We start from the raw sequence: 22,824 nt of genomic DNA on the forward strand, positions 1-22,824 counted from the left end.
CGTCCCTGTGCGGGACCGCACCTACTTTTCTTTGCTCGCGCAAAGAAAAGTAGGCAAAAGAAAGCGCGTTTACACCGACACTTCGTAGCGAGTGGCGTCTACTGACTTTCGGGTAGTGGACCGCGCACGATTTGAGTTGCCGCACCGCTTTACTTGGTGACAAGGCAGTCATTCGTTCCGGCTGTTCGCTTCGCGACAGCCGACGGGCACAGCCCCGTCTTTATCTCTCACCGCTCTTCGCGCGCTTCACTTCGTCCGTCACAACACCCAGTTTCCTGGCATGCGCCGGTCGGTCACGCGCGCAAAATTCCAGGCCGCGCTGAACGTCGAAACCGTCGAGAAGTCGGGTGAATGCCGTGGCGCAAACCGGCCATTGAGTCGGACGGTGGAACGATCATGAAAGCGGGCGAATGGCGTGGCGCAAACCGGGCTGTGAGCCGACGCCGGAACGGTCCTAACGATGGGCGGATGCCGTGCGCAAACTGCGCTTTGGGCCGGACGCCAGAACCGTCGAAACGGCGAGCAAATGACGTGGCGAAAATGGGTTTTTGAAGCAGGCTACCGCCGCGCAGCGGGCGGGATGTGCGGGCGCGGACCACCAGGAAAAACGGACCGCCAACTCAAAACGTGCGCGGTCCACTACCCGAAAATTACTAGACGCCACTCGCTACGAAGCGCGAGGTAAACGCGCTTTCTTTTGCCTACTTTTCTTTGCGCGAGCAAAGAAAAGTAGGTGCGGTCCCGCACAGGGACGATCCAGGCATACCGACGTGAAAACGGGACGCGCGCGACGAGCGACAAGCGACAAGCGATGAGCAGCCAAACCGGGGCACGGCGAGCACCGCAAGCACCACAAGCACCCCCAAACCACGGCTCCGCAAAAAACCCAAAAAACCAAAAAAACCAAAAAACCGCAACCAAAACCTTCAAACCTGAAACACCGCCACCGCCTCCATCAACATCCCCGCCTGCTCCTCCAGCGACTTAGCCGCCGCCGCGGCCTGCTCCACCAATGCCGCGTTATGCTGCGTCACCTCATCGATCTGTGTGATCGCCTTATTCACCTGATCGATCCCGTCGCTCTGCTCCCCAGCCGCAGCTTCGATCTCCCCCATGATGTCCGTCACGCGACGCACCGACTGCATCGCCTCACTCATCGTCCGGCCGGCTTCGGCCACCAGCGACGCGCCTTCCTCGACCCGCACACCCGATTCGCCGATCAACGTCTTGATCTCCTTCGCCGCTGCACCCGACCGCTGCGCAAGACTACGCACCTCCGCCGCCACAACCGCGAACCCCCGCCCCTGCTCGCCCGCGCGCGCGGCTTCCACCGCGGCATTCAGCGCCAGAATATTGGTCTGAAACGCTATGCCTTCGATCATCCCGATGATCTCGGCCATCTGCCGCGACGACCCCGTAATCCCATCCATCGTCTCGACCACCCGCGTCACCACGCTGCCGCCGCGCACCACCGTCTCCAGCGCGCCGTGAGCGAGCCGGTTCGCCTGCTTCGCGTTGTCCGCGTTCTGCTTCACCGTCGCCGACAACTCCTCCATGCTCGCCGCCGTCTGCTGCAATGCGGCGGCCTGCTGCTCGGTACGCCGCGACAGATCCTGATTGCCCGACGCGATTTCGTCCGCACCGTGCGTGATCGAATCGGTGCTGCCGCGTACTTTCGATACCGTGTCGATCAGACCGTCGCGCATCTGCGTCAACGCGCTCAGCAACTGCCCCATCTCGTTACGCGAGCGCGCGCGGACGTCGATCGTCAGATCGCCCGCGGCAATCCGCTGGAAATGCGCAATGGTCTGATTGACCGGCTTGATCACCGCTGCCGACAAACCGACCCGCGCCGCCACGCCTACCCCCACCGCCAGCACCGCAATCGCGCCGAACAGCACGGTCAGCCATTGAAACCGCTGTGCCTGCGTGTCGCCGAGTCGCTGCGTTTCGGCGGCCTGATAACGGTCGAGCGCATCGATCGCCTTCGAATACGCGGCATAAAGCGTGTTCGCCGTCTCGCCCTGGAGATTGCGGAAGGTGTTGAAGTCGTTGTCGTTGAGCGCCTTGTATTCCGGCTCGATCGCCTGATCGACCAGCGCCTTGCGCGCCTGCTCGACGTTCTGCGCGAGCTTGCGCTCGTCGGGCGTCGAAAACGGTCCGTCGATATAAAGCCGGAAATCGTCGTTCGATACGCCCAGCAATTTGTACGCGCTCGGCAGCAGGTCGTCGGTCTGCTTGCCGACGCTAAACAGCGTCTGATAACTGCCGAGCGCCAGTTGCACCTGAAGCAGCTTCTCGGAACTGGCCTTCAAACGCGAAAACGAGGCCGCGCTCTGCTGGACTTCGTTGAAACCGCTGCCCGCAAGTTTCAGCGCGCCATAACCGACGCCGATCACGGTCAGCAAAAAAGCGACGAATACGCTGATCACCAGCGTCAGCCCGCCGCGAATCGTGATGTTGTTAAGCATGGAGTCTCCCCTTCGCCTGTCAGCGACTTATCATTTTTTTTCCCGATGCAGCCAGGGCGCGCGATGCGGATAGTTCGTCGGGTTGCACGGCGTGCGTGGGCCCGATCTGCCGCATGGATGGCGCGCGCAGTATTGCGCATCCGGTTTAACGGCCGGCGCGAGCGCTGTTTTGATAGGGGAAATCCATGATTACAAAGCGAATTTTTGGATTTTTCGACGCTGATATCCCAGTAAATGGACTTTCGTATCGGCGGCATCCACGACCGGATTGTTCGCGCGCGCCGGGTTATCGTCTGAAGAGGCGCGGCGCAAGCTTAGGTGACGGCGGGCGAGGATGATAAAGTACGCAACCATCGAAACCGGCTGCGGCAATCGATCAGTTCACCGTTGATCTCTCCTCCGGCGGCACGTGCTACATGTCAAGCAAGCGAGATCATCATGGCCGGCCGGATTACAACAGGCATTCGAATTAATTATATTTAGTTTTCAAATTGGCCGAACCCATTATGAACACGGAAAAGAAGGTCTCCATCGTTGCTCCATTTCACAACGAGGGAGAGAACGTCAATCTTTTCTATCAGGCAATCAATCAGGCCACCCAACATATCGGCGGCGTGACATTTGAAGTGGTCTGCGTCGACGATGGCAGCTCCGACGACACCCTTCAGAAACTGATCGAGATCGCCCAGACGGATCCGCGTTATATCGTGGTCGAGCTGTCGAGAAATTTCGGTAAAGAAGCCGCGCTGACGGCCGGTATCGACATGGCCACCGGCGACGCCGTGATCCCCATCGACGCCGATCTGCAAGACCCGCCCGAACTGATCGTCGACCTTATCAGCGAATGGGCGAAAGGCTTCGAGGTGGTGCTCGCGCGCCGGATCGACCGAAGCTCCGACACCTATCTGAAACGCAAAACCGCCAAACTGTTCTATCAGTTTCACAATCGCGTTTCGAGCGTCAAGATTCCGGAGAATGTCGGCGACTTCCGCCTGATGGACCGGGTGGTGGTCGACGCGCTGCAACGTCTGCCGGAAAAGCAGCGCTTCATGAAAGGCCTGTTCGCATGGGTCGGCTTCAAGACCACCACGCTCGATTACGTCCGCCATCCGCGCCTTGCCGGTAAAACCAATTTCTCCGGCTGGAAATTGTGGAATTTCGCACTGGAAGGCATCACCAGCTTCAGCTCGACGCCGCTCAAGCTGTGGACGTACATCGGCGGGATCGGCGCATGCGCATCGCTGATTTACGCGATCTATATCGTCGTGCGAACGTTGATTCACGGTATCGATGTGCCGGGCTACGCGTCGCTGCTGGTCGCCATTCTGTTTATCGGCAGCCTGCAACTGATCAGCGTCGGCATGCTCGGCGAATATATCGGCCGGATGTATATGGAATCGAAAAACCGTCCGGTTTATATCGTCCGACGAAAATACAACCTGGCTGACCAGGGAACCACGGCGGTCATCGCCGATAAAGACCGGGCATAAGATCGCGACCCGAACCATCATCGCGGCGACGCCATACGCGGAATAATTAACGTGAAAACCAAATCGAGTTCTCTGTCGGCAAACCTGCCGCCTTCCGTGTCGAGCGCGGAAAGGACGCACGCGCCGGCTGCCATCAAGGTATTTCTGACGCTATGTCTGCTGGTCGCCTGCGGAATCGCGGCGTCGATCGGCAAGGCGCCGTTTACCTTCGGCTCCGGCGACCACGCGCTGTTCCACGCATTCGGCCACTGGATTGCCGGCGGACAGGTATTCACGCGCGATTTCATTCACTTCAGAACGCCCGGTCCGTATTACTACTACGCGCTCGTCCAGACGCTGATGGGCGACCGCTTCGTGTCCACCAGCTTCGCGCTGCTCGCCGAAGCGCACGTCGGACAGGTGATCGGCAGCTTCTTTCTCGCGCTCGCGGTGTCGAAAGCATTCTGGAACCGCGCGTCGCTCGGACTCGCGTTCTGCACCGGCGTTCTGTTTCTGATCACGCCGCCGATCTATCAGTTGCGCACCGCCATTCCCGCACTGTGCCTCGCGCTCTATATTTTCTCGCTGGTTGCGCGCCCGAATGAAGGCCTGTCGCAACTCGCGCGGCTGGGCATTGTCGGCGTGGTGCTCGGCATGTGCTTCTGGTTCGGCCAGGAAGTGTTCCTGTTTCTGTCGCTCGCGATTGCCGCCGCCGAATTTTCCGCTTATCGCCGCTATACGTTCAAACAGGCTTTCGGCCGTCTCGTGATTATCGCGATCGGCGCGCTGACGCCCATCCTGCTCGGCCTTCTTTATTTCTACTCGGCCGGCGTCGATATCAGGCAGTTCCTGTACAACACGACGTACTACGCGTTCTTCATCCAGCCGAAGGGCATGGATCTGCCGTTCCCGCCGTTCAGGTTTCAGAACGCCATTTATTACGTGTGGCTGCTCACCTATATTTTCGCGGCGTTCGCATTCACGCTGAGACGAAAACTGTTTCACCCGGCTGCGATTGCGCTGATTGCCTATACCGGTCTGCGACTGATTTCGATGCTCGGCCGCGCCGACTTCCTGCATCTGCTGTTTTCGATTTCCGAGCTGTTTATCCTGTTGCCGGTTTCGCTGTTTCTGCTGGTGGGCGTCAGGCGTGAGGACATCGTCCGGCGTTTCGTTCCGGCGCTGCTGGTCGCGATTTTCTTCGCGGTCGTGCTGCGGATCGGCACGCACGGATCGGCTAGCGTGCTGCTGATCATTCCGTTCGTGCTGTTCGGGCTCAGCTACGTGACGTTTTTCGGCGGCTCGACGGACCCGCTGGTCTCGCGGATGGCCGTGCCGTCGCTTGCGTCGATGTGGGCGGCAAGCCTCGCGGGCTTTCTCTGGATCTTCGCGCTCGGCTATCCGACCACGTGGGGCACGTTCACGTTCGACTACGATTCCTACCAGTACAAACCCGCCAACGCGTTCAGCGGCGTGCAGATGTCGCCGCAGCGCAAGCTGGAACTGGAAGCGGTGCAGCAGGAAATCGCCACGCGTCATGCGCAGATGATCTTCAGCTATCCGATCCGCGCCGAGTACTACGCCTTCACCCAACTTCATGCGACGCGCTTTATCGAGTTCGCGCCGCAGACCACGCCGACGGACGTCGCGAACGCGATCGCCGACCTTCAGAAATCGCGCCCGACACTGGTGTTCCGCGATCTCGTGCAAGTGGCCGGCTTGTCGCCGCAACTGCATGATCTGTCGAACTACATCATGACGAATTACACGCCGGTTCGCGTGCTCCAGTACGACACCAACCTGGAGATCATGGTGCCGAAGGCCAAGCCGTCGCTAGTCAACCGTTTCTACGACAACGTCTACACGTACAACAAGAACCACAAAGCGGTCGAAGCGCTGCTGCGTCCCGACGAGGAAGGCAAAACGATGCTGATCCTCGGCGTCAACGCAGGCAGTGCGGTGTTCCGGTTCCCGTCGTGCGAAGACTGCGTGGTGCAGATTCGGGTTCACGACGTGCAGCGCGCGGCCACAGAAGGCGACGTCACGATCGTTCGCGATGGGAAGTCGGTGACGAAGACGCTGTCGGTCAACGACAACGTCGTGCAACTGCCGGTTCCGGCCGGCACCGGCGAGATCGAAGTCGATCTGAAGAGCCACGATCCGCAACGTCCGGTGTTCTGGCGCGATCCGATGCTGAAAGCGCGCACGCAGTAATCCAACCCGCAACCGAGGCCAAGGCGGCATGCTCATCAAGCTGTTTTTACGTTTTGCCAGTGCCGGCGCGACCGGCACGCTGTGCCAGTACGTGATCCTGTTTATCGTCGTGCAAGGCGCAGGCGGCAATCCGGTGCTCGGCTCGCTGCTCGGCGCGCTGGCGGGAGCGGTCGTCAATTACGTGCTGGCGTATTCATTCGTTTTTCGCAGCACGAAAAAGCATACCGAGACGATCTACAAGTTTCTGATCATCGCGGGTGGCAGTCTGCTGTTGAATACGGCGTTGATGTATCTGCTGACGCAGATGCTGCACGCGAACTATCTGCTGTCGCAACTGCTCACGTCGGGCCTGCTGCTGCTTTACAGTTTCGCCGCCAACTCGGTCTGGACGTTCAAGGAACATCGCTAGGGACATCGTCGGACGCGGCGATTGCCGCCGCGCACCGTCGAAGTCCGACGCGTTTCATTTGTATAATGCCGCGTCTCCGTACAGGCTCTCTTTCATGCTCAGTTTCGCGCTCGGCTTCATCGTCTCATTGCTGGTCACGCTGCTGATCGTCCGGTATGCGCATCTGCATGAAAAATTCTCGACCGACACGGATCTCGCCGGCGTGCAGAAATTCCACGCACGCCCGGTGCCGCGCATCGGCGGAACCGGCATTCTGATCGGTCTCGTGCTGTCGGCGCTGCAATTGCATTACGCGTATCCGGCGGTATCCGGCGGCATTCTCGGTCTGGTCGCGTGCGGTTTGCCCGCCTTCGGTTCCGGCCTCGTCGAAGACCTGACCAAACGCGTGTCGCCGTTCGCGCGCCTCGTCTGCACGATGGCCGCCGCCGCCCTCGCCTATTTCTTCCTGAATATTGCGGTCACGCGGATCAGCGTGCCGCCGCTCGATTTTCTGCTGTCGTACGCGGTGATTTCCTGCGCGGTCACGGTGCTGGCCGTCGCCGCGCTCGCCAACGCGATCAATATCATCGACGGCTTCAACGGCCTTGCGTCGATGGTCGCGTTCATGATGTTCGCGTCGCTCGCTTACGTAGCGTTCGAGGTATCGGACCCGGTCGTGCTGTCGGCGTCGCTGATCATGATGGGCGCGGTGATGGGCTTTTTCATCTGGAACTTCCCGGCCGGTTTGATCTTCCTCGGCGACGGCGGTGCGTACTTCATCGGCTTTATGCTCGCCGAACTGTCGATCATGCTGGTGATGCGCAACCGCGATGTCTCCGCGTGGTATCCGGTGCTGCTGTTCATGTACCCGATCTTCGAGACCTGCTTCTCGATCTACCGGAAGAAATTCATTCGTGGCATGTCACCCGGCATCCCCGACGGCGTGCATCTGCATATGCTCGTCTACAAGCGGCTGATGCGCTGGGCAGTGGGTTCGCGCGCCGCACGCGAACTGACGCGGCGCAACTCGCTGACGTCGCCGTATCTGTGGCTGCTGTGCCTGATCGCGGTGATTCCCGCCACGCTGTTCTGGCGGCACACGCTGCACCTGTTCTGCTTCGTCGTCGTCTTCGCGCTGACGTATGTGTGGCTCTATATGCGGATCGTGCGCTTCAAGGCGCCGCGCTGGCTGGTGGTGCGCAAAGGTCATCGGTAAATAAAAAAGGCGCTCGAACGAGCGCCTTTTTTTACCCTCGCGATTCAACCGAATCGCATCGAACCGTCCCGAATCACGATGCCTGCGCCACCGGTGTGACGCTGCGCAACGCCGGCGCAACCGCCGGTTGATACTCCGGCACCCAGCGACGCAGATCGCGCCGCACTTCGTCGTCGTTCGGCACGCGGTGCTGCATCAGCCACGGCAGCAGCGTATCCAGCAGATCGTCCGATACTTCACGCGCCCGCGCGATGCGCAGCTTCGGATGCGGCGTACGCGTGGTGGTTTCGTCGCACGCCAGCAGTTCTTCGTAGAGCTTTTCGCCGGGACGCAAACCAGTGAACACCACGCGAATCTGTTCTTCGGTGAAGCCGTACAGACGGATCAGATCGTGGGCGAGATCGGCGATCCGCACCGGCTGGCCCATGTCGAGGATGAACACTTCGCCGCCATGTCCCATGCTCGACGCCTGCAACACCAGTTGCGACGCTTCGGGGATCGTCATGAAGAAGCGGGTGATCTCCGGATGCGTGACCGTCACCGGACCGCCGCGCGCAATCTGTTCCTGAAACTTCGGCACCACACTGCCTGCGCTGCCGAGCACGTTGCCGAACCGCACGGTCTCGAACTTGGTGCGCTTCGCGCTTTGTTGCAGCGCGGCGCACGCCATTTCGGCGAGGCGTTTGGTCGCACCCATCACGTTGGTCGGGTTGACAGCCTTGTCCGTGGAAATCAGCACGAAATGCGACACGTCGTGGCGGATCGCCGCGCGCCCGACGCGGTACGTGCCGAGCACGTTATTGCGCACCGCCTGCCACGTATTCACCTCTTCCATCAGCGGCACATGCTTGTATGCGGCTGCATGAAACACGATGTGCGGACGATAACGGCTCATCACCTGATCGAGCAGCAGCGAGTCTTTCGCGTCGCCGATGGTCGGCACCACCGACACTTCCGGATAGGTATCGCGCAACTCTTCGTTGAGGCGGTAAATCGAGAATTCGGAGATGTCGAACGCGATCAGCTGGACCGGTCCGAAACGCAGGATCTGACGACACAGTTCCGAGCCGATCGAGCCGCCCGCGCCCGTCACCATCACGACGCGATTCTTCAGCAGCGCTTCGACGTGCGCGGTGTCGATCGCGACGGGGTCGCGGCCGAGCAAGTCTTCGAGGTCGATCTGACGAACCCGCGACAGAAAGCCCTGACCTTGCGTGAGCGGCGTAAGCGCAGGCAACACCATCGCGCGGACGCCGGCGCGCACGCACAGCGTTGCAATACGCCGATGTGCTTCCACCGATGCCGACGGCACCGCGATGATCACGTGTTCGACCTTGAGGTCGGCGGAGATTTTCTGCAGATCGCTGATCGCGCCAAGCACGCGATGACCGTAGATTTCGCGGCCGTGCTTGACCGGATCGTCGTCGAGCAGGCCAGCGAGGCGCCATTCGCCGGAGCGCTTCAGCTCACGCACGAGACTCGCGCCCGCCGTGCCCGCGCCCAGCACGAGCACCGGCTTGCCCTGTCCGACCAGACCGCCGTATCGATAAAATTCCTTGGCTGCGCGATACAGTGCGCGCGAGCCGCCCATCGCGAGAAACAGCAACATGGGCGACACGATCAGCACCGAGCGCGGCACGACCGGATGCGGCTGAACCAGCACCGAGCCGATCACCACCGCGACCGCGCCGACCGACACGGCCTTCGCGATACGCACCAGGTCGGGCAGACTCGCGAACACCCACATACCGCGATACAAACCGTAACCGCGAAACATCACCGCATACACCAGCAGCACCCACATCAGCGCATGCAGGCCGCTTTCCCAGAACAGCGTGGGCACCGGACCATTGAAGCGAATGACGTAAGCCAGCAGCCAGGCAAGCGCTACCGCACACAAATCGAACGCAAACGCACTGAACGAAAGCCACCGGGCTTTGAATGTTTTCATTTGCGTAGAACCTCAGGGTTGCTCAGAACGAGACAAGTGACGACGCCAGCGCACGTCTACGCACACACCGGCGAACACAAGTACAAAAGCCCATGCAACGACGACCAGCCATTGATAGACGGGAGCAAAGCCCATTGCCCAGATAGCAAGCATTATGCCCGCCAGCATCAGCAAATACCAAATCCGCGCCGTGGACGCGTGTCCCAAGCCGGACTGCACCATGCGTTGATAATAATGCTCGCGATGTGCCTGCCAGAACTTTTCGCCACGTAACAGACGTTTCAATAACGTAACCGACGCATCGCCAATAAAAGGTGCGAAACACATTGCCGGAAACCAGAGCGGCCAGACGCCGTTTCGCCATCCCCAGTAACCGAGCGCACCGGCGAGAAATCCGAGTGGAATCGATCCGGCGTCGCCCAGAAAAATACGCGCGGGATGGAAGTTGAACAGCAGAAAGCCAGCCGCCGCCGCCGCGACGACCGTGGCGGCCAGCGCGAGCGGCCAGGCCGGTGGCGCGGCGCTCGCCGCGGCCAGCGCATAGCCGCCGAAGCCGAACAGCGCCATGCCGCCCGCGAGGCCGTCGGCGCCGTCCATGAAATTGTATAAATTCACCAGCCACACGAGCAGGAACGCCAGGCCGACCAGCATCCACCACGGCACATCGGCCGGATAGAGCGCAACCAGCGCCGCCACCGCCGCGACGTGGCCGCCGAACCGCACGCGCGCGGGCAGGCCGCGCCGGTCGTCGATCTGCGACAGCAGCGCGAGCAGCCCGGCCGCGAGCGCGGGCAGCCACAACGACGGCGCAATCACCACCGTCAGCACGACGACCACCGGCACGATGCCCCAGCCGCCGACGCGCGGCGTCGGGCGGGTATGCAGCGAGCGGTCGTTGGGGATATCGGTGGCGAGGCGCCATGCGAGACCGGTGCGCAACAGCGCCCAGAGAATCGCCGCGCACGCGCCGAGCGCGACCAGCGCCCAGATCAGCAGGCTGACGACGGGACCGGCAAATAACGGATCAAACGACATAGGTTCGGGTCAATGGGTCGAGCGGTACCAGGCAGCCGTTTCCAGCAATCCGTGTTCGACGGTATGCGGCGGATACCAGCCGAGTACTTCGCAAATATGGGTACTGTCGACGCGCAATTCGCCGATCAGCCGGTCGATCTGCGGCGAGCGGCCGGTCAGACGGCCGGCCAGACGAAGCAACGATACCGGAACCGGCCAGAGCCGGGCCGGCACATGAAGCGGTGTGGCGAGCGCGCGCGCCAGTTCCGCGACGCTCAGATCGCGGCCGTCGGTGACGTGGAACGTTTGCCCGGCCGCGCGCGGATGGGCGATGCAATGGACCAGCGCATCGGCGAGGTTATCGACGAATACCAGACTGCGTCGCGCGGCAATCGCGCCGAGTGGCAACGGCACGCCATTGGCAACGGCGCGCATCAGTTGCAGGAAGTTGGCGCGCACGCCAGGGCCGTAGACCAGCGGCGGACGCACGATCACGATCTCCATCCCCGACTCGCGACCGAACGCGATCAGCGCGAGTTCGGCCTCGCGCTTGGAGATGCCGTACGGATCGGACGGCGCGGCCGGATCCTGCTCGGCGATCGCGCGTGTCGTGCTGCTTTCCGCCACCGCCTTGATGCTGCTGACGAACACGAAGCGACTCGCGCCCGCGCGCCGGGCCGCCCGCGCGACGCGCAATGCGCCTTCGACGTTGGTGGCGCGATAGACCGCCAGCGGGTCCGCTGCCGTTTCGTTCATCATGTGCACGCGGGCCGCGAGATGGATCACCGCGTCGCACCGGAAACCGGCCGGCCAGTCGGCGTCGATCGCGTCGAAGTCGGCACTCGTGTGCAGCCATTCCCGCACGCCCGGCATCGTGCTGCGCGGTTGGCGCACCAGACCGAACACCGTGTCGCCGCGTTCCAGCAACGCGCGCGACACCGCGCGTCCAACGAAACCATTTGCGCCCGTAACGAGGACTGATAGCGGCATAGAGATCGGCAGGGAATTCGTAAGTAAGGGTTTGACAGGCCCTGTCGACAGGGCGGCGTATTGTATGCGTGATCACTCGGAACCCGCAGATTGTGACGTGTTTTAAGCTAAAATTGCGAATTTTGGTGCGCCGCGCAAATTGGAAACAAAGGGAAACCGTCCTTTCCACCTGTTCCCTAAGCACGTACCATCCCGTAGCATCTGCGCTATCGGCGCCGGCCTGCTTCTGCAAGGCACGCTTACCCATAATTCAGATCCGAGCGCACATGAGTCCTTGCACCCGTAAACGACAGTCTGCCGATCGTCCGCGCGCGTTGTCCCGCCGCGCCCCGGCACAGGGCTGTCAGTCTGGCCGCGTTTCTCTACACAGATAGAGTCGCAGCAGGCTTCACTTCGAAGACGCCCTTAGCGGCCGAAAAGTCACGAACCGTTTACGCATGAGCCAAGCATTCAGGGTTGCCACAATGAAAGTTCTGTTCGCCACCTATCCCATGGCCTTCCACACCCCGGGCGGTGGGGAAATCCAGTTGCTCGCCTACGAAAAACATCTGCCCTTGCATGACGTGGGTGTCACCCTGCTCGACCCGTGGAAGCCGCGCTTCCTCGAACACGACCTCGTCCACTTTTTCTCGTGCGTCGGCGGGTCGGTGCATTTGTGTCATTTCGTTAAACAGCTCGGCTTGCCGCTGGTCGTGTCGTCGAGCCTGTGGGTGACGGAAGAGACCCGGCACCTGTATCCGTGCGAAGAGATCCGGCATCAGTTCATGCTGGCCGACCGCGTGATCGCCAACTCGATCGTCGAATGCGAAACGCTGGCGCGCGTGTTCGATTTGCCGCGCGACAAATTCGTCTCGGTGCTCAATGGCGTCGACGATATTTTCTTCGAGCCGGTCGCCGAAAAACTGTTTCGGGAAACATTTAATATCGCCGGCAGCTTCGTGCTAAATGTCGGCAATATCGAGCCGCGTAAAAATCAGTTGTCGCTGATTCGCGCGATGAAACAGATTCCCGATATGCAACTCGTGCTGATCGGCCATGAACGCGATCCCGCTTACGCGAACGCGTGCCGTGAAGAAGGCGGCGATCAGGTGCGCTTCCTCGGTCCGATCGGACACAGCGACCCGCTGCTGCGCTCCGCCTACGCGGCATGCGACGTGTTCTGCCTGCCCAGCACGCTCGAAACACCCGGACTCGCCGGACTCGAAGCGTTTGCCACGGGCGCAAGTATTGCGATCACCGAAGTCGGCTCGACCCGCGAATATTTCGGGCAGGCGCCGAACGTCGAATTCCTGAATCCCGATAGCGTGCCGTCGATCGTCGAAGCGATCGACCGCGCCCGCATCGGTCAACGCAGCGCCGCAATGCCCGCATCGAACGATCGGCACGACCTGTCCTGGCGAAATATCACGCGTAGTCTCGCCGACGCGTATTCAACACTATTGCCGGGGAAATGAAGATGCCCAATCCGCACGCCAATGCGCGTTTGCAACAAGAGATCGTCGACCAGCTTTTGAAGCCGTCGGACAAAACGATCAACGACGCCGGCGCGCGGCTTCCGGAAGCGCTGCTCGGCTTGTGGGCATCGCTCGGCTACGGATACCAGAAGATGTATCCGCTGAACGACATGGCTTCGGTCGACGACTTCACGTTCTGGTGGTTGCACTGGGGGCATAAAGAGCACCCGGGCTTCGGCGCGCATATCAACCGTTACCTGGTCGATGCGCTGCATGCCGATGCGCATCTCGCGATGCACGGCGAAACGCTGAAGCAAGGCGTGTCGCCGTTGATCGACCTGCTGTATCGCAAGCGCGACGACCTGAAAATCATCTACTCGGTCGACGGCAAGCCGCAAGTCGATTCGCTGCTCGAATGGTGGTACACGTTCGGCTTCCGTGAATACCGGATTCCCAATTTCGGCCTGTCGCTCGACCTGATGTCAGTCTTGTCCGAGGTCGACGGCTACGGCGATTTCGGCTACGGCGAGCAGTTCACGCGAGCCCCGCGCTACCTGTTCCAGTACATCGGCGCGTGGCGTCAGGAATACGATATCTACGATGTCGTCGGCACGACCGGGCTGATCCAGCACATTGTCACCGAACTCGTCGAAACGCCGGACGAATTGCGGGTGTTCTTCACGACGCGCGCGCTCGACAGCCTCGCGGAACTGACCAACGACTTCACCGAGTTCGACAACGACGGCTTCCGGAAATACTGCTTCGCCTTCTGCACGTGGGGACAGCAAGACGTCTCGCCGGACGCCGATGCGTGGTGGACTGCGACGGGCCAGCAGCAATGCCGCGGCTTCATCGCCGCGCTGAAAGGCCAGACGCGCGGCATCAGCGGCTTCGTGGACCGGCAACATCCGGGCAGGCATGGCGCGGTCAGGCAACTGATCGATGCGGCGAAGGCCGCGTACCTGTCGCCGGATCGTGCGGTGACGGAACCCGGTCCTTCCGCGTCGCTGCCGCCCGAGTGGGCCGCGGCGTGGCACAAGGACGACGCCGCCGGCTCGTTCGGTTACGGCGACACGTTTACCGGCATCACGCGTCATCTGTATGCGACCGTCGAAGCCTGGCGTCGTGTGTACGACTTCAACCTGCTCTCGGGCGTGACCAGTCTGCTGCGCCATGTCGTGCTCGACCTGACCCACGGCCCGGACGACCTGTTCCTGACGTTCAACACCGCCGCAATCCACACGCTGTCGCGTCTGACCGCCGATTTCCGCGATTTCGACACCGCCGAATTCAAGCGTTACTGCTTCGACTTCTGGATGTGGACGAAGCCCGCCGACGATATCGACGTGAATGCATGGTGGGACGACACTGGCCGCGCGCGGTTCAGCGGACTGGTGCAGGCACTGATCGCGTTCCGCGCCGCAACGCTGCCGCTCGACATTTACCTGAACGAGCAGCGCGACATCAGCCGCGCACGCGGCGACGGTCCGAGCGTGTCGATGATCGGTTATCCGCACGGTGCGTTCGGTATCGGCGAAGACGCGCGGCTCGTCGGCAAGGCGCTGGAAATCGCCGGGCTGAAGAGCGAAACGTATATGTCGGCGCGGAAAATCATTTCTGCATCGCCCGAGTTCGAAAAATTCCCGCCGGTCACGCAATACGCCGGCTCCGACGTCACGATTTTTTGCATGCCCGCGTTCGATACGCTGGCGCTGCTGCATGACTTCGGGCCCTATCCGTTCACCACCGGCTACCGGATCGGTTTGTGGCAATGGGAATTGCAGGAGTTTCCGGACGAAGCGATGGCGGCCTTCAGCCTCGTCGATGAAATCTGGACCATCTCGGAACACGCGGCCCTTTCGTTCCGCAAAAAGACCGACAAGCCGGTTCACGTGATTCCGCTGCCGGTCGCGTCCGACCTGATCACGCCGGTCGCGCGCTCGACGTTCGGCATTCCGGAAGACGCGTTCCTGTTCGGCTTTGCGTTCGACGGCGCATCGTTTATCGCGCGCAAGAATCCGCTCGCGCTGGTCGAAGCATTCCAGCGCGCGTTTCCGAAATCGGACACCAGCGTCTGCCTGCTGATCAAGGCGATGAACTCGCAAAACGAGAGCATCTGGAAAGAATGCCTGTATCGCGCCGATACCGACCCGCGCATCGTGGTGGTGGACGAAGTGCTGTCGCGCGGCGAAGCGAACGGGCTGCTGAATGCGTGCGACTGCATCGTGTCGCTGCACCGCGCGGAAGGTTTCGGCCGGGTGATGGCCGAAGCGCTGTATATGGGCAAGCCCGTGATTACATCGCGGTATTCGGGCCCGCTCGACTTCGTCACCGACGACACCGCCTATCTGGTGGACGGCGACCTGGTCGATATCAAACCCGACGACTATCCGTTCTGGAAAGGCAATCGATGGTTCCAGCCGGACATTCAACAGGCGGCCGACGTGATGCGCGACGTCCGGAAAAATCCCGACGAGCGGCAAGCCAAGGCGGCGGCAGGTCGCATCAGCATCCGGGCGGACTATTCGCCTCAGGCCTGCGCTAAATTCGTCAGCGCGCGGTTTAAAGAAATTTCAGGTGCCGGAGATCAAAAGTGACATCTAACAACAAGGCTTCGGTCGTTATCCCGACCAAGAATCCGGGCAACATCATCAAGCGGGTGTTGCCGGTCGTCCTGTCCCAGAAGACAGACTTCCCGTATGACGTGCTGGTGATCGATTCCGGCTCGACAGACGGCACGGTCGATTATCTGAAGAGCATCGCGGCGCCGAACTTCCGCTTTATCGAAATTCCCCCGGCCGATTTCGGTCATGGCAAGACGCGTAATCTGGGCGCCGCATCGACCGACGGCGAATACATCGTGTTCCTGACGCACGACGCATTGCCCGTCGAGGAAAGCTGGCTCACGGAAATGGTTCGCGTCGCGGATCAAGACCCGCAGATCGCCGGCGTGTTCGGCCGTCATATTGCATACGCAGGCGAAAACGTCTTCGTCGAGCATGAACTGAAACTGCATTTCTCCGGCTTTGTACCCAATCCGATTACATGGATGGACGACAAGGATCGTTACGAGAAAGACCTCGGCTATCGCCAGTTCCTGCACTTCTTCTCGGACAACAATTCGTTGTTGCGCCGCAGCGTCTGGCAAGTGCATCCGTTCCCGGACGTCAACTTTGCCGAGGATCAGCAGTGGGCGAAAACCATCATCGAGAACGGCTGGAAAAAGGGTTATTCGCACGACGGCGTGGTTTACCATTCGCACCATTACAAGGTGATGGAACGCCTGCGCCGCAGCTTCGACGAGAGCTACGCTTTCAAGCGTTATTTCGACTACGACCTGTGCGCGACCAAAGACAAACTGTGGCGCGACTGGAAATACCTGACCGCTCGCGACATGGATTACTGCTTCAAAGACCGGGTGTGGAAGCGGGCTCCCTTGAACTGCGTGATTCAACCGTTCGATAACTTCGCACGGCTTCTCGGGCAATTCCTCGGAAATCACGGCGATTCGATCAATGCCGCATGGCGACATTTCCTGTCGCGCGATACAAGACTGTTTAAGGGGAGCAGCAATGGACGTAATTAAGCATTTTGAATATGTGACGCCGGCGCCGTTTTCGACCACGCCCGCCAACGCCAAGCCCGAACCGAAAACCATCAACTGGTTTATTCCGCCGCTGGGCAAAGGCTCGGGCGGTCACCTGAACATTTTCCGGTTTGCGAAGAATCTCGAAGATCTCGGTTACGTGAACCGCTTCGTGGTGGTCGCGGAGACGCTCGTGCCGGAACAGAACCGGTTGAGCGCTGTCGAGATCAAGGAAAAGATCCACGAATGGTTCATGCCGCTGAAGGCCGAATGCTTCCGTGGCACCGAAGGTCTTCCGCCTGCCGAATACGCAATGGCGACCGGTTGGCAAACCGCGTACTACGTCGCGGCGCTTCAGGACACCTGCCACAAGTGCTATTTCATCCAGGATTACGAGCCGTGGTTCTACTCGCGCGGCACCGATTACTTCCTCGCTGAAAACACCTACAAGCTCGGCTTGTCCGCGATCACGGCCGGTCACTGGCTGGAAAACAAGATGCGCGACGAGTACGGCATGGAAGCGCACGCCGTCGGTTTTTCGTACGACAAGCATCTGTATCACCGTCAGGAACGCGCGCCCGTCGATGCCGAAGCACCGAAGAAGCAGCGCGTGTTCTTCTACGCGCGCCCGCCTACCCCGCGCCGCGCGTTCGACCTCGGCGTGCTGGTGCTGGACGCGGTCACGAAGCGTCTGCCGCACGTCGAAGTGGTGATGGCCGGCTGGGATCTGAGCGCATACGAGTTTCCGTTCACCGTGATCGATCACGGCATCATGGCGCTCGACGATCTCCCGGCGCTGTACGCGACCTGCGATGCGGCGCTGGTGCTGTCGTTCAGCAACCTGTCGCTGTTGCCGCTGGAGTTGATGGCGTCCGGCGTGCCGGTCGTCAGCAATGACGGTCCGTGGGTCGAATGGCTGCTCGATCACGACAACGCGAGTCTGTCCGAGCCGACCATCCAGGGCCTCGCGGATGCCATCGTCAAGCTGCTCGGCGACGACGAACTTCGCGAGCGGCATGTGTTGCGCGGTCTCGAATTCGCGCAACGCACGTCGTGGATCGACGAGGCGCGCCGCTTCGACGCGGTCCTCGCCAACATGTCGAACCGCGCGCCCGCGCCGTGACACGGCACGCTGACTGGAGTTACACATGAGATGCCTGGTTCTGGGCGGGAATGGCTTTATTGGATCGCACCTCGTGCGCGCGTTGCTGCTGTCGGGCGCGCGCGTGCGGATACTCGACCGGCCGGGCAGCCTGCGCGGTGAAGAGATCAGCGGCGTGGATTACCTGTTCGGCGACTTTTCCGATCCGAGCATCGTGTCGGAAGCGCTGATCGATGTCGACGTCGTCGCCCATCTGGTCAGCACGACCGTGCCCGGCAGCGCCAGCGCCGATCCGATCGCCGATATCTCCGGCAACCTGATCGGCTCGGTGAAGTTCCTCGAACAGATGCGTTCGAGCGGCGTGCGCCGGATCGTGTATCTGTCGTCGGGCGGCACGGTGTACGGCAATACCGACGCGCAAAGTCTGCGCGAAGACAGCCCCACCGATCCGATCTCGTCGTACGGCACGGTCAAGCTGGCCGTCGAGAAATATCTGGGCGTCTACGCGAGCCAGTACGGCATTCGCGCGACGGTGCTGCGCGTGTCGAACCCGTACGGCCCGAATTCGCGGCATATCGGTTTGCAAGGCATCATCCCGACGTTCTTCAGCCGTCTGATCGACAAGCAGCCGATCCGCATCTGGGGCACCGGCGACAATATCCGCGACTACATTTACATCTCCGACCTGTCCAGCGCGATCCTCAAATCGATCGAACAGGACAAGCCGGGCGTGTACAACGTCGGCAGCGGGACCGGTATTTCCATCAAGGAAATCATCGAGATCGTCACCGACGTCTCCGGTATCGAACCGCAGATCGAACATCTGCCCGACCGCCCGTTCGACGTCAAACGCGTGGTGCTCGACGTGTCGAAGTTCTCGCAGACGTTCGACTGGAACCCGACGGTGGAACTGCGCGACGGCTGCCGGATGTACTGGCATTGGCTGAAGGGTCCGGGCTGACTCCGCGTTCCCCACACGCAGAAATACCGGACGGCATCCCCGCCGTCCTGTCGAACAAGAGCGGTAAAAACCGTTCGTACTGGAACCCGCTGCTATGAGATTGATGATTTGCGCACCTGACATATTCACCGGCGATGCGGTTGGCAATCATTGTCTCGGGTTGGCACGCGTCGCGGAGCGGCTCGGGTTCGAGGTCGAGGTGTATGCGCAGCGCTTCGACGACTTCACCGGCGTCGTCGATCTCGACCGTCTGTTCGAGCGGATCAACGCCGACGACCTTCTGCTGGTCAGCTATTCGATCGTCGATCCGTATCTGGACCGGTTGCGTGCGCTGCCCTGCAAAAAAATCTGCTATTTCCACGGCGTCACGCCGGCCGAACTGCTGCGCGAATTCGAGCCGGTCACCGCCGATCTCTGCGCTGCGTCGGTGCAGCAATTCGGCGCGTTGAAGTCGTTCGAGCCGATCGTCGCGAACTCCGCGTTCACCGCGTCGAGTTTGCCCGCCGACGTGAATACGCCGACGTTGCGCGTGATTCCGCCGGTGTTTCCGGACATGGCGGCATTCCAGGCGCCGGCCATCGCGCGCCGCGCCGCGTCCGGCCAGACCGGCAACGCGCACGACATCCTCACGGTAGGACGTGTCGTGCCGCACAAACGCATCGAAGACGCGATCGATATCGTCGCGGCATTGCGTGGCGCCGGTATCGATGCGTCGCTATCGGTGGTCGGCAGTTCGACCAACCTGCCGTACATGCAGTTTCTGGCCGCGCATGCGGACAAGCTCGGCGTATCGGCGCACATCCGTCATCTCGGCATGGTCGACAACGACACGCTGATCCGCTGCTTCCACGAAGCGTCGGCGCTGATCTCGGTCAGCGCGCACGAAGGCTTCTGCGTGCCGATCCTCGAAGCGATGAACATGGGCCTCGCCTGCTTCGCGCGCGAGGGCACCGCAGGCGCCGAAGTCTGTGTGCCGGATGCCCGCTTGCCGCTCGATAACGCGCTGGCGGCGCGGCGAATTCTGGGTTATCTGAGCGACCGGAAACGGCTCGACGACCTCGTCGATGCGGGATCGAAACGTGCTTCCATGATTCTGCAAAGCGCCGCCGATACCGCATGGAAAGACGTGTTCGACGCGCCGTTCGCTCACTAGGAAAACGGCCGGATCATTCAGTGCCGCCATGCCGGGTGACCGTAATTTTGCACGGGGTTATGGCGTAAAATTAATCTCACGGCCGCCACACATCGAAACCGATCTCGTCGTCGAGCGCCGGACGTGCGCTCCGCCTGATCCACGCATAGGCCAATCGTCGCGATACCCGACGAAAGAAGGAGCCCTCTTTTGACAGCTTTCAAGCTTCTCCTGACCACGCACAGCACGGCGTTTCTGACCAGCGGCGGGGGCGAGTCCGAGCTTGTCCAGGTCGCCGAACTGCTGAACAACGGCGGCGTGCAGGCAGATATCTACGGCATCCGTAGCAGACCGCTTCGTTTTTACGATGCAGTGATGCATTTCTCGATCCACGCAGACGGCGAAGCAGTGCTTCGGGAGACGACCCAATACGGCAAGAAGGTATTTCTGTGGCCGAACGTATGGTGGCTGTCGCCGCCGGACGCCGCGGAGATCGCACGTATTCAGGGGCTCGCGCGACAGGCGCATCGGCTGCTCTTCAAATCGCAAACCGAGCTGGCGCATTTTCTCGCGCACATCCCTGTTGACCTGCGCAAATGTGCGGTGGTCGCGTCCGGCGTCTCCGACAGATTTCTGCTGCCCGCCGATAAGGATCTGCTCCCCACGGTCTGCGACGTCGCGGGTTATGTGCTTTGCCTCGGCCTGATCGAACCGGTCAAGAACCAGCTCGAACTCATCCGCGCACTCAACCGGCTCGGGCTCAACGGGCTCATGGCCGGCGGATTCCGCGACGAAGCGTATTACCGCGAGTGCGTCGACGAAGCGCATCCAGGCATCCATTTTCTGCCGTTCCTCCAGCCTTGCAGTGCGTTGTTGCGCTCCGCGGTGGCCAATGCCGTGCTCGTCGCCGAGCCGAGTTTCGATCCACCGGGACGGTCGTGTCTGGAAGGCGCGTTGATGAGGAAACCGTTGGTTATGGTCGACGGCCGGTGGCAGCGCGAGCATTTCGAAGACAACGTCTGGTACACCGCATCGACCCAGGCGGACGATATCGCTGCAGCCATCCAGTCGGCGTTCGACGACACCGCACAGGAAGAGAAGATCGAGCGCAATTATGCGAACGTCTACGCGCGACATTCCGCGACTACGGTTTCTACCGAGCTAATCCGACACCTGATCGATGCTGGACTTGAAAATGAATGACATCCCCCGTCTGCTTGTAGTTCAGCGACGGTCCATGACCGACGGGCGAATGACGTCGCGTACGATCGGCGCGAGATTCGCGCCGCTACTCTCGTACATGCAACGGCATGGTTTGATCGAATGGGAACTGATATCCGAAGAAGATATCGGCATCAGTCATCTGCGTCGCTTCGATGCTGTTCTATTCAACAAACACGTTTCCAGCCAATCGCTGAAAGTCATGCGGATGGCGAACGAGTTGAAGGTTCACACCATTTACGACCTCGACGACTGGCTGCTCGACCTGCCCTCGTGGAGCGTGCTCGAAATGAACGAAGACGTGCTCTACAACGTACTCGCGATGATCCGCGAGGCGAGCGTTGCGACGGCATCGAATTCGTTGTTGCAAGAGAGAATGCAACGCGTGCGGCATTCGGAGGTGTTGATCATCCCAAACGGTTTCGACGAGGAAGCGTTCGATCTATCGCCGTCGTTGTGGGCGGAAAAGAAACCGCAGAAGGTGATGTTCTCGAACCTCGACGGCATCAAACTGGTCAAGTTCAGGAAGCCCTTCTTTGCGGCGCTGTCCGAATTCCTCACTGACAACGAAGGGCTCTCGATCGATTTCTGGGGCGATCCGTTTCCGGAACTCCACAGCATTCCGAAGATCACGCATCGCGGTAATCGCGAGAATATCGAATACAAGCGAACCATCCGCGACGAAGGGTATCTCTTCGCGATCGTTCCACTCGGTGCGGAAGAAGATCCGGACACCCTGTTTTTCAACTCGTGCAAATCGCCGATCAAATACGTCGATTATGGCAGTCTCGGCATCCCCGGCATCTATTCGGATTGCCCGACGTATCGTCAGACGGTCCAGCATGGGGTGACGGGGTATCTGGCTTCGAATGAAAAACCTCGTTGGAGAGCCGCGTTCGACACCATGCTGCACGACCCCGCGCTTCGACACGAAATCCGCGCCAACGCGTATGCCGACGTGCTTGACCGCTTCAGCGCACAACATATCTGCGCGACGCTGCAGAAGGCACTGCCGAAGCCGACATCGTCCAATAGCTAGAGGTTTTATGGATCTGCTTTTAATTCGCCATGGGCAGTCGCACGGCAACGTCGCCGGCTTGCTGAATTCGACCGAACAGGACGAACTGACGGAACACGGTCTGCAACAAGCCGCCAATCTCCGCGCCACGATCGACCGTCTCGGCCTGAAGCCGGATCGGGTCTACTCGAGTCCGTGGCGACGCGCATTGCAGACCACCGAAGTCCTGTTTCGCGACCGATGCGAGTGGACGCTCGACCGGCGCCTCGGTGAAACGAACCCCGGCAAGTTCGCGTCGTGGAAAGCGGAAGAGTTCCGCGTCGCCTACCCGGAATTCGGCAAGCATCTGTCGGATCGCTATGAAGGTGGCGAGTCGCACCTCGAGCTGGCGGCGCGATCGATCAACTGGCTGGAAGAAGCATTCCTGCCCCACGCCGATACGCCCGGCCTGATGGTCGCGGTCTGTCACGCCGGGCCGGTTTCGGTGATCTCCCAGTATCTTCTGAGCATCCCGTTGTCGCTGTTTCCGAGTGTGCTGGTGCCCAACGCATCGCTGACGATGTTCCGGCGCAACGAGCACAAGGATGGCTTCCACCTGCACCTGGCAGGCGTGTCCTGACCGCGGTGGCGGGAGCCA

At 60.8% G+C, this 22,824-nt stretch carries 17 protein-coding genes; 13 read left to right on the plus strand and 4 right to left on the minus strand.

All coding sequences use genetic code 11. The features are described 5' to 3' along the window. Window positions 1-926: 926 nt before the first annotated feature. Window positions 927-2,471, minus strand: a complete 1,545-nt coding sequence (locus PW947_RS21325) for a methyl-accepting chemotaxis protein (protein WP_299634379.1) — start codon at window positions 2,469-2,471, stop codon at window positions 927-929. Between the two features lie 506 nt (window positions 2,472-2,977). Between PW947_RS21325 and PW947_RS21330 the strand changes: the two genes are divergently transcribed. The 4 genes from PW947_RS21330 (at window position 2,978) to PW947_RS21345 (ending at window position 7,758) form a co-directional block, all read left to right on the plus strand. Continuing rightward, on the plus strand, window positions 2,978-3,961 hold the full coding sequence (locus PW947_RS21330; RefSeq protein ID WP_299634380.1) for a glycosyltransferase family 2 protein: 984 nt from the start codon (window positions 2,978-2,980) through the stop codon (window positions 3,959-3,961). Window positions 3,962-4,012: 51 nt separating this feature from the next. Beyond that, on the plus strand, window positions 4,013-6,154 hold the full coding sequence (locus tag PW947_RS21335; protein ID WP_299634381.1) for a hypothetical protein: 2,142 nt from the start codon (window positions 4,013-4,015) through the stop codon (window positions 6,152-6,154). A gap of 28 nt (window positions 6,155-6,182) precedes the next feature. Beyond that, complete coding sequence (locus tag PW947_RS21340; RefSeq protein WP_299634382.1) at window positions 6,183-6,563, plus strand: GtrA family protein; 381 nt, start codon at window positions 6,183-6,185, stop codon at window positions 6,561-6,563. 94 nt (window positions 6,564-6,657) lie between these two features. Beyond that, a complete protein-coding gene (locus tag PW947_RS21345; RefSeq protein WP_299634384.1) occupies window positions 6,658-7,758 on the plus strand; it encodes a glycosyltransferase in 1,101 nt (366 codons plus the stop codon). 73 nt (window positions 7,759-7,831) lie between these two features. On the opposite strand, the gene PW947_RS21350 is transcribed toward PW947_RS21345, so the two are convergent. Genes PW947_RS21350 through PW947_RS21360 form a run of 3 tightly spaced genes read right to left on the minus strand, consistent with a single transcriptional unit; the run spans window position 7,832 to window position 11,713 of the window. Beyond that, window positions 7,832-9,709 carry a nucleoside-diphosphate sugar epimerase/dehydratase gene (locus PW947_RS21350; RefSeq protein ID WP_299634385.1) on the minus strand — a complete coding sequence of 626 codons (1,878 nt, stop codon included), beginning with the start codon at window positions 9,707-9,709 and terminating at the stop codon, window positions 7,832-7,834. A gap of 12 nt (window positions 9,710-9,721) precedes the next feature. Further along, window positions 9,722-10,744, minus strand: coding sequence for a glycosyltransferase family 4 protein (locus tag PW947_RS21355; protein ID WP_299634386.1), 1,023 nt, complete (start codon window positions 10,742-10,744; stop codon window positions 9,722-9,724). A 9-nt stretch (window positions 10,745-10,753) separates the two neighbouring features. Continuing rightward, the gene (locus PW947_RS21360; RefSeq protein ID WP_299634387.1) at window positions 10,754-11,713 is read right to left on the minus strand and encodes an SDR family oxidoreductase; all 960 of its coding nucleotides are present in this window, start codon (window positions 11,711-11,713) and stop codon (window positions 10,754-10,756) included. A 464-nt stretch (window positions 11,714-12,177) separates the two neighbouring features. Here PW947_RS21360 and PW947_RS21365 point away from each other — a divergent pair, with 464 nt between their 5' ends. The 9 genes from PW947_RS21365 (at window position 12,178) to PW947_RS21405 (ending at window position 22,806) form a co-directional block, all read left to right on the plus strand. Then, complete coding sequence (locus tag PW947_RS21365; RefSeq protein ID WP_299634388.1) at window positions 12,178-13,167, plus strand: glycosyltransferase family 4 protein; 990 nt, start codon at window positions 12,178-12,180, stop codon at window positions 13,165-13,167. Window positions 13,168-13,169: 2 nt separating this feature from the next. Continuing rightward, complete coding sequence (locus PW947_RS21370; protein WP_299634389.1) at window positions 13,170-15,764, plus strand: glycosyltransferase family 4 protein; 2,595 nt, start codon at window positions 13,170-13,172, stop codon at window positions 15,762-15,764. Beyond that, entirely contained in the window at window positions 15,761-16,753 is a 993-nt protein-coding gene (locus PW947_RS21375; protein WP_299634390.1) for a glycosyltransferase family A protein, read from the plus strand. Before PW947_RS21370 ends, PW947_RS21375 begins: the two co-directional genes overlap by 4 nt. Continuing rightward, window positions 16,740-17,876, plus strand: coding sequence for a glycosyltransferase family 4 protein (locus tag PW947_RS21380; RefSeq protein WP_299634392.1), 1,137 nt, complete (start codon window positions 16,740-16,742; stop codon window positions 17,874-17,876). The genes PW947_RS21375 and PW947_RS21380 overlap by 14 nt, the downstream gene beginning before the upstream one ends. A 25-nt stretch (window positions 17,877-17,901) precedes the next feature. Continuing rightward, the gene (locus PW947_RS21385; RefSeq protein ID WP_299634393.1) at window positions 17,902-18,816 is read left to right on the plus strand and encodes an NAD-dependent epimerase/dehydratase family protein; all 915 of its coding nucleotides are present in this window, start codon (window positions 17,902-17,904) and stop codon (window positions 18,814-18,816) included. Between the two features lie 94 nt (window positions 18,817-18,910). Then, window positions 18,911-19,969: a glycosyltransferase family 4 protein gene (locus tag PW947_RS21390; protein WP_299634394.1), complete on the plus strand. Its 1,059-nt coding sequence runs from the start codon at window positions 18,911-18,913 to the stop codon at window positions 19,967-19,969. A gap of 189 nt (window positions 19,970-20,158) precedes the next feature. Further along, window positions 20,159-21,151: a glycosyl transferase family 1 gene (locus tag PW947_RS21395; protein WP_299634395.1), complete on the plus strand. Its 993-nt coding sequence runs from the start codon at window positions 20,159-20,161 to the stop codon at window positions 21,149-21,151. A 49-nt stretch (window positions 21,152-21,200) separates the two neighbouring features. Further along, window positions 21,201-22,208: a glycosyltransferase gene (locus PW947_RS21400; RefSeq protein WP_299634396.1), complete on the plus strand. Its 1,008-nt coding sequence runs from the start codon at window positions 21,201-21,203 to the stop codon at window positions 22,206-22,208. A 7-nt stretch (window positions 22,209-22,215) separates the two neighbouring features. Further along, window positions 22,216-22,806, plus strand: a complete 591-nt coding sequence (locus PW947_RS21405) for a histidine phosphatase family protein (protein WP_299634397.1) — start codon at window positions 22,216-22,218, stop codon at window positions 22,804-22,806. The last annotated feature ends 18 nt before the right edge of the window (window positions 22,807-22,824 follow it).

Source organism: Paraburkholderia sp., assembly GCF_028283785.1.
In the GTDB taxonomy this organism is placed as follows: domain Bacteria; phylum Pseudomonadota; class Gammaproteobacteria; order Burkholderiales; family Burkholderiaceae; genus Paraburkholderia.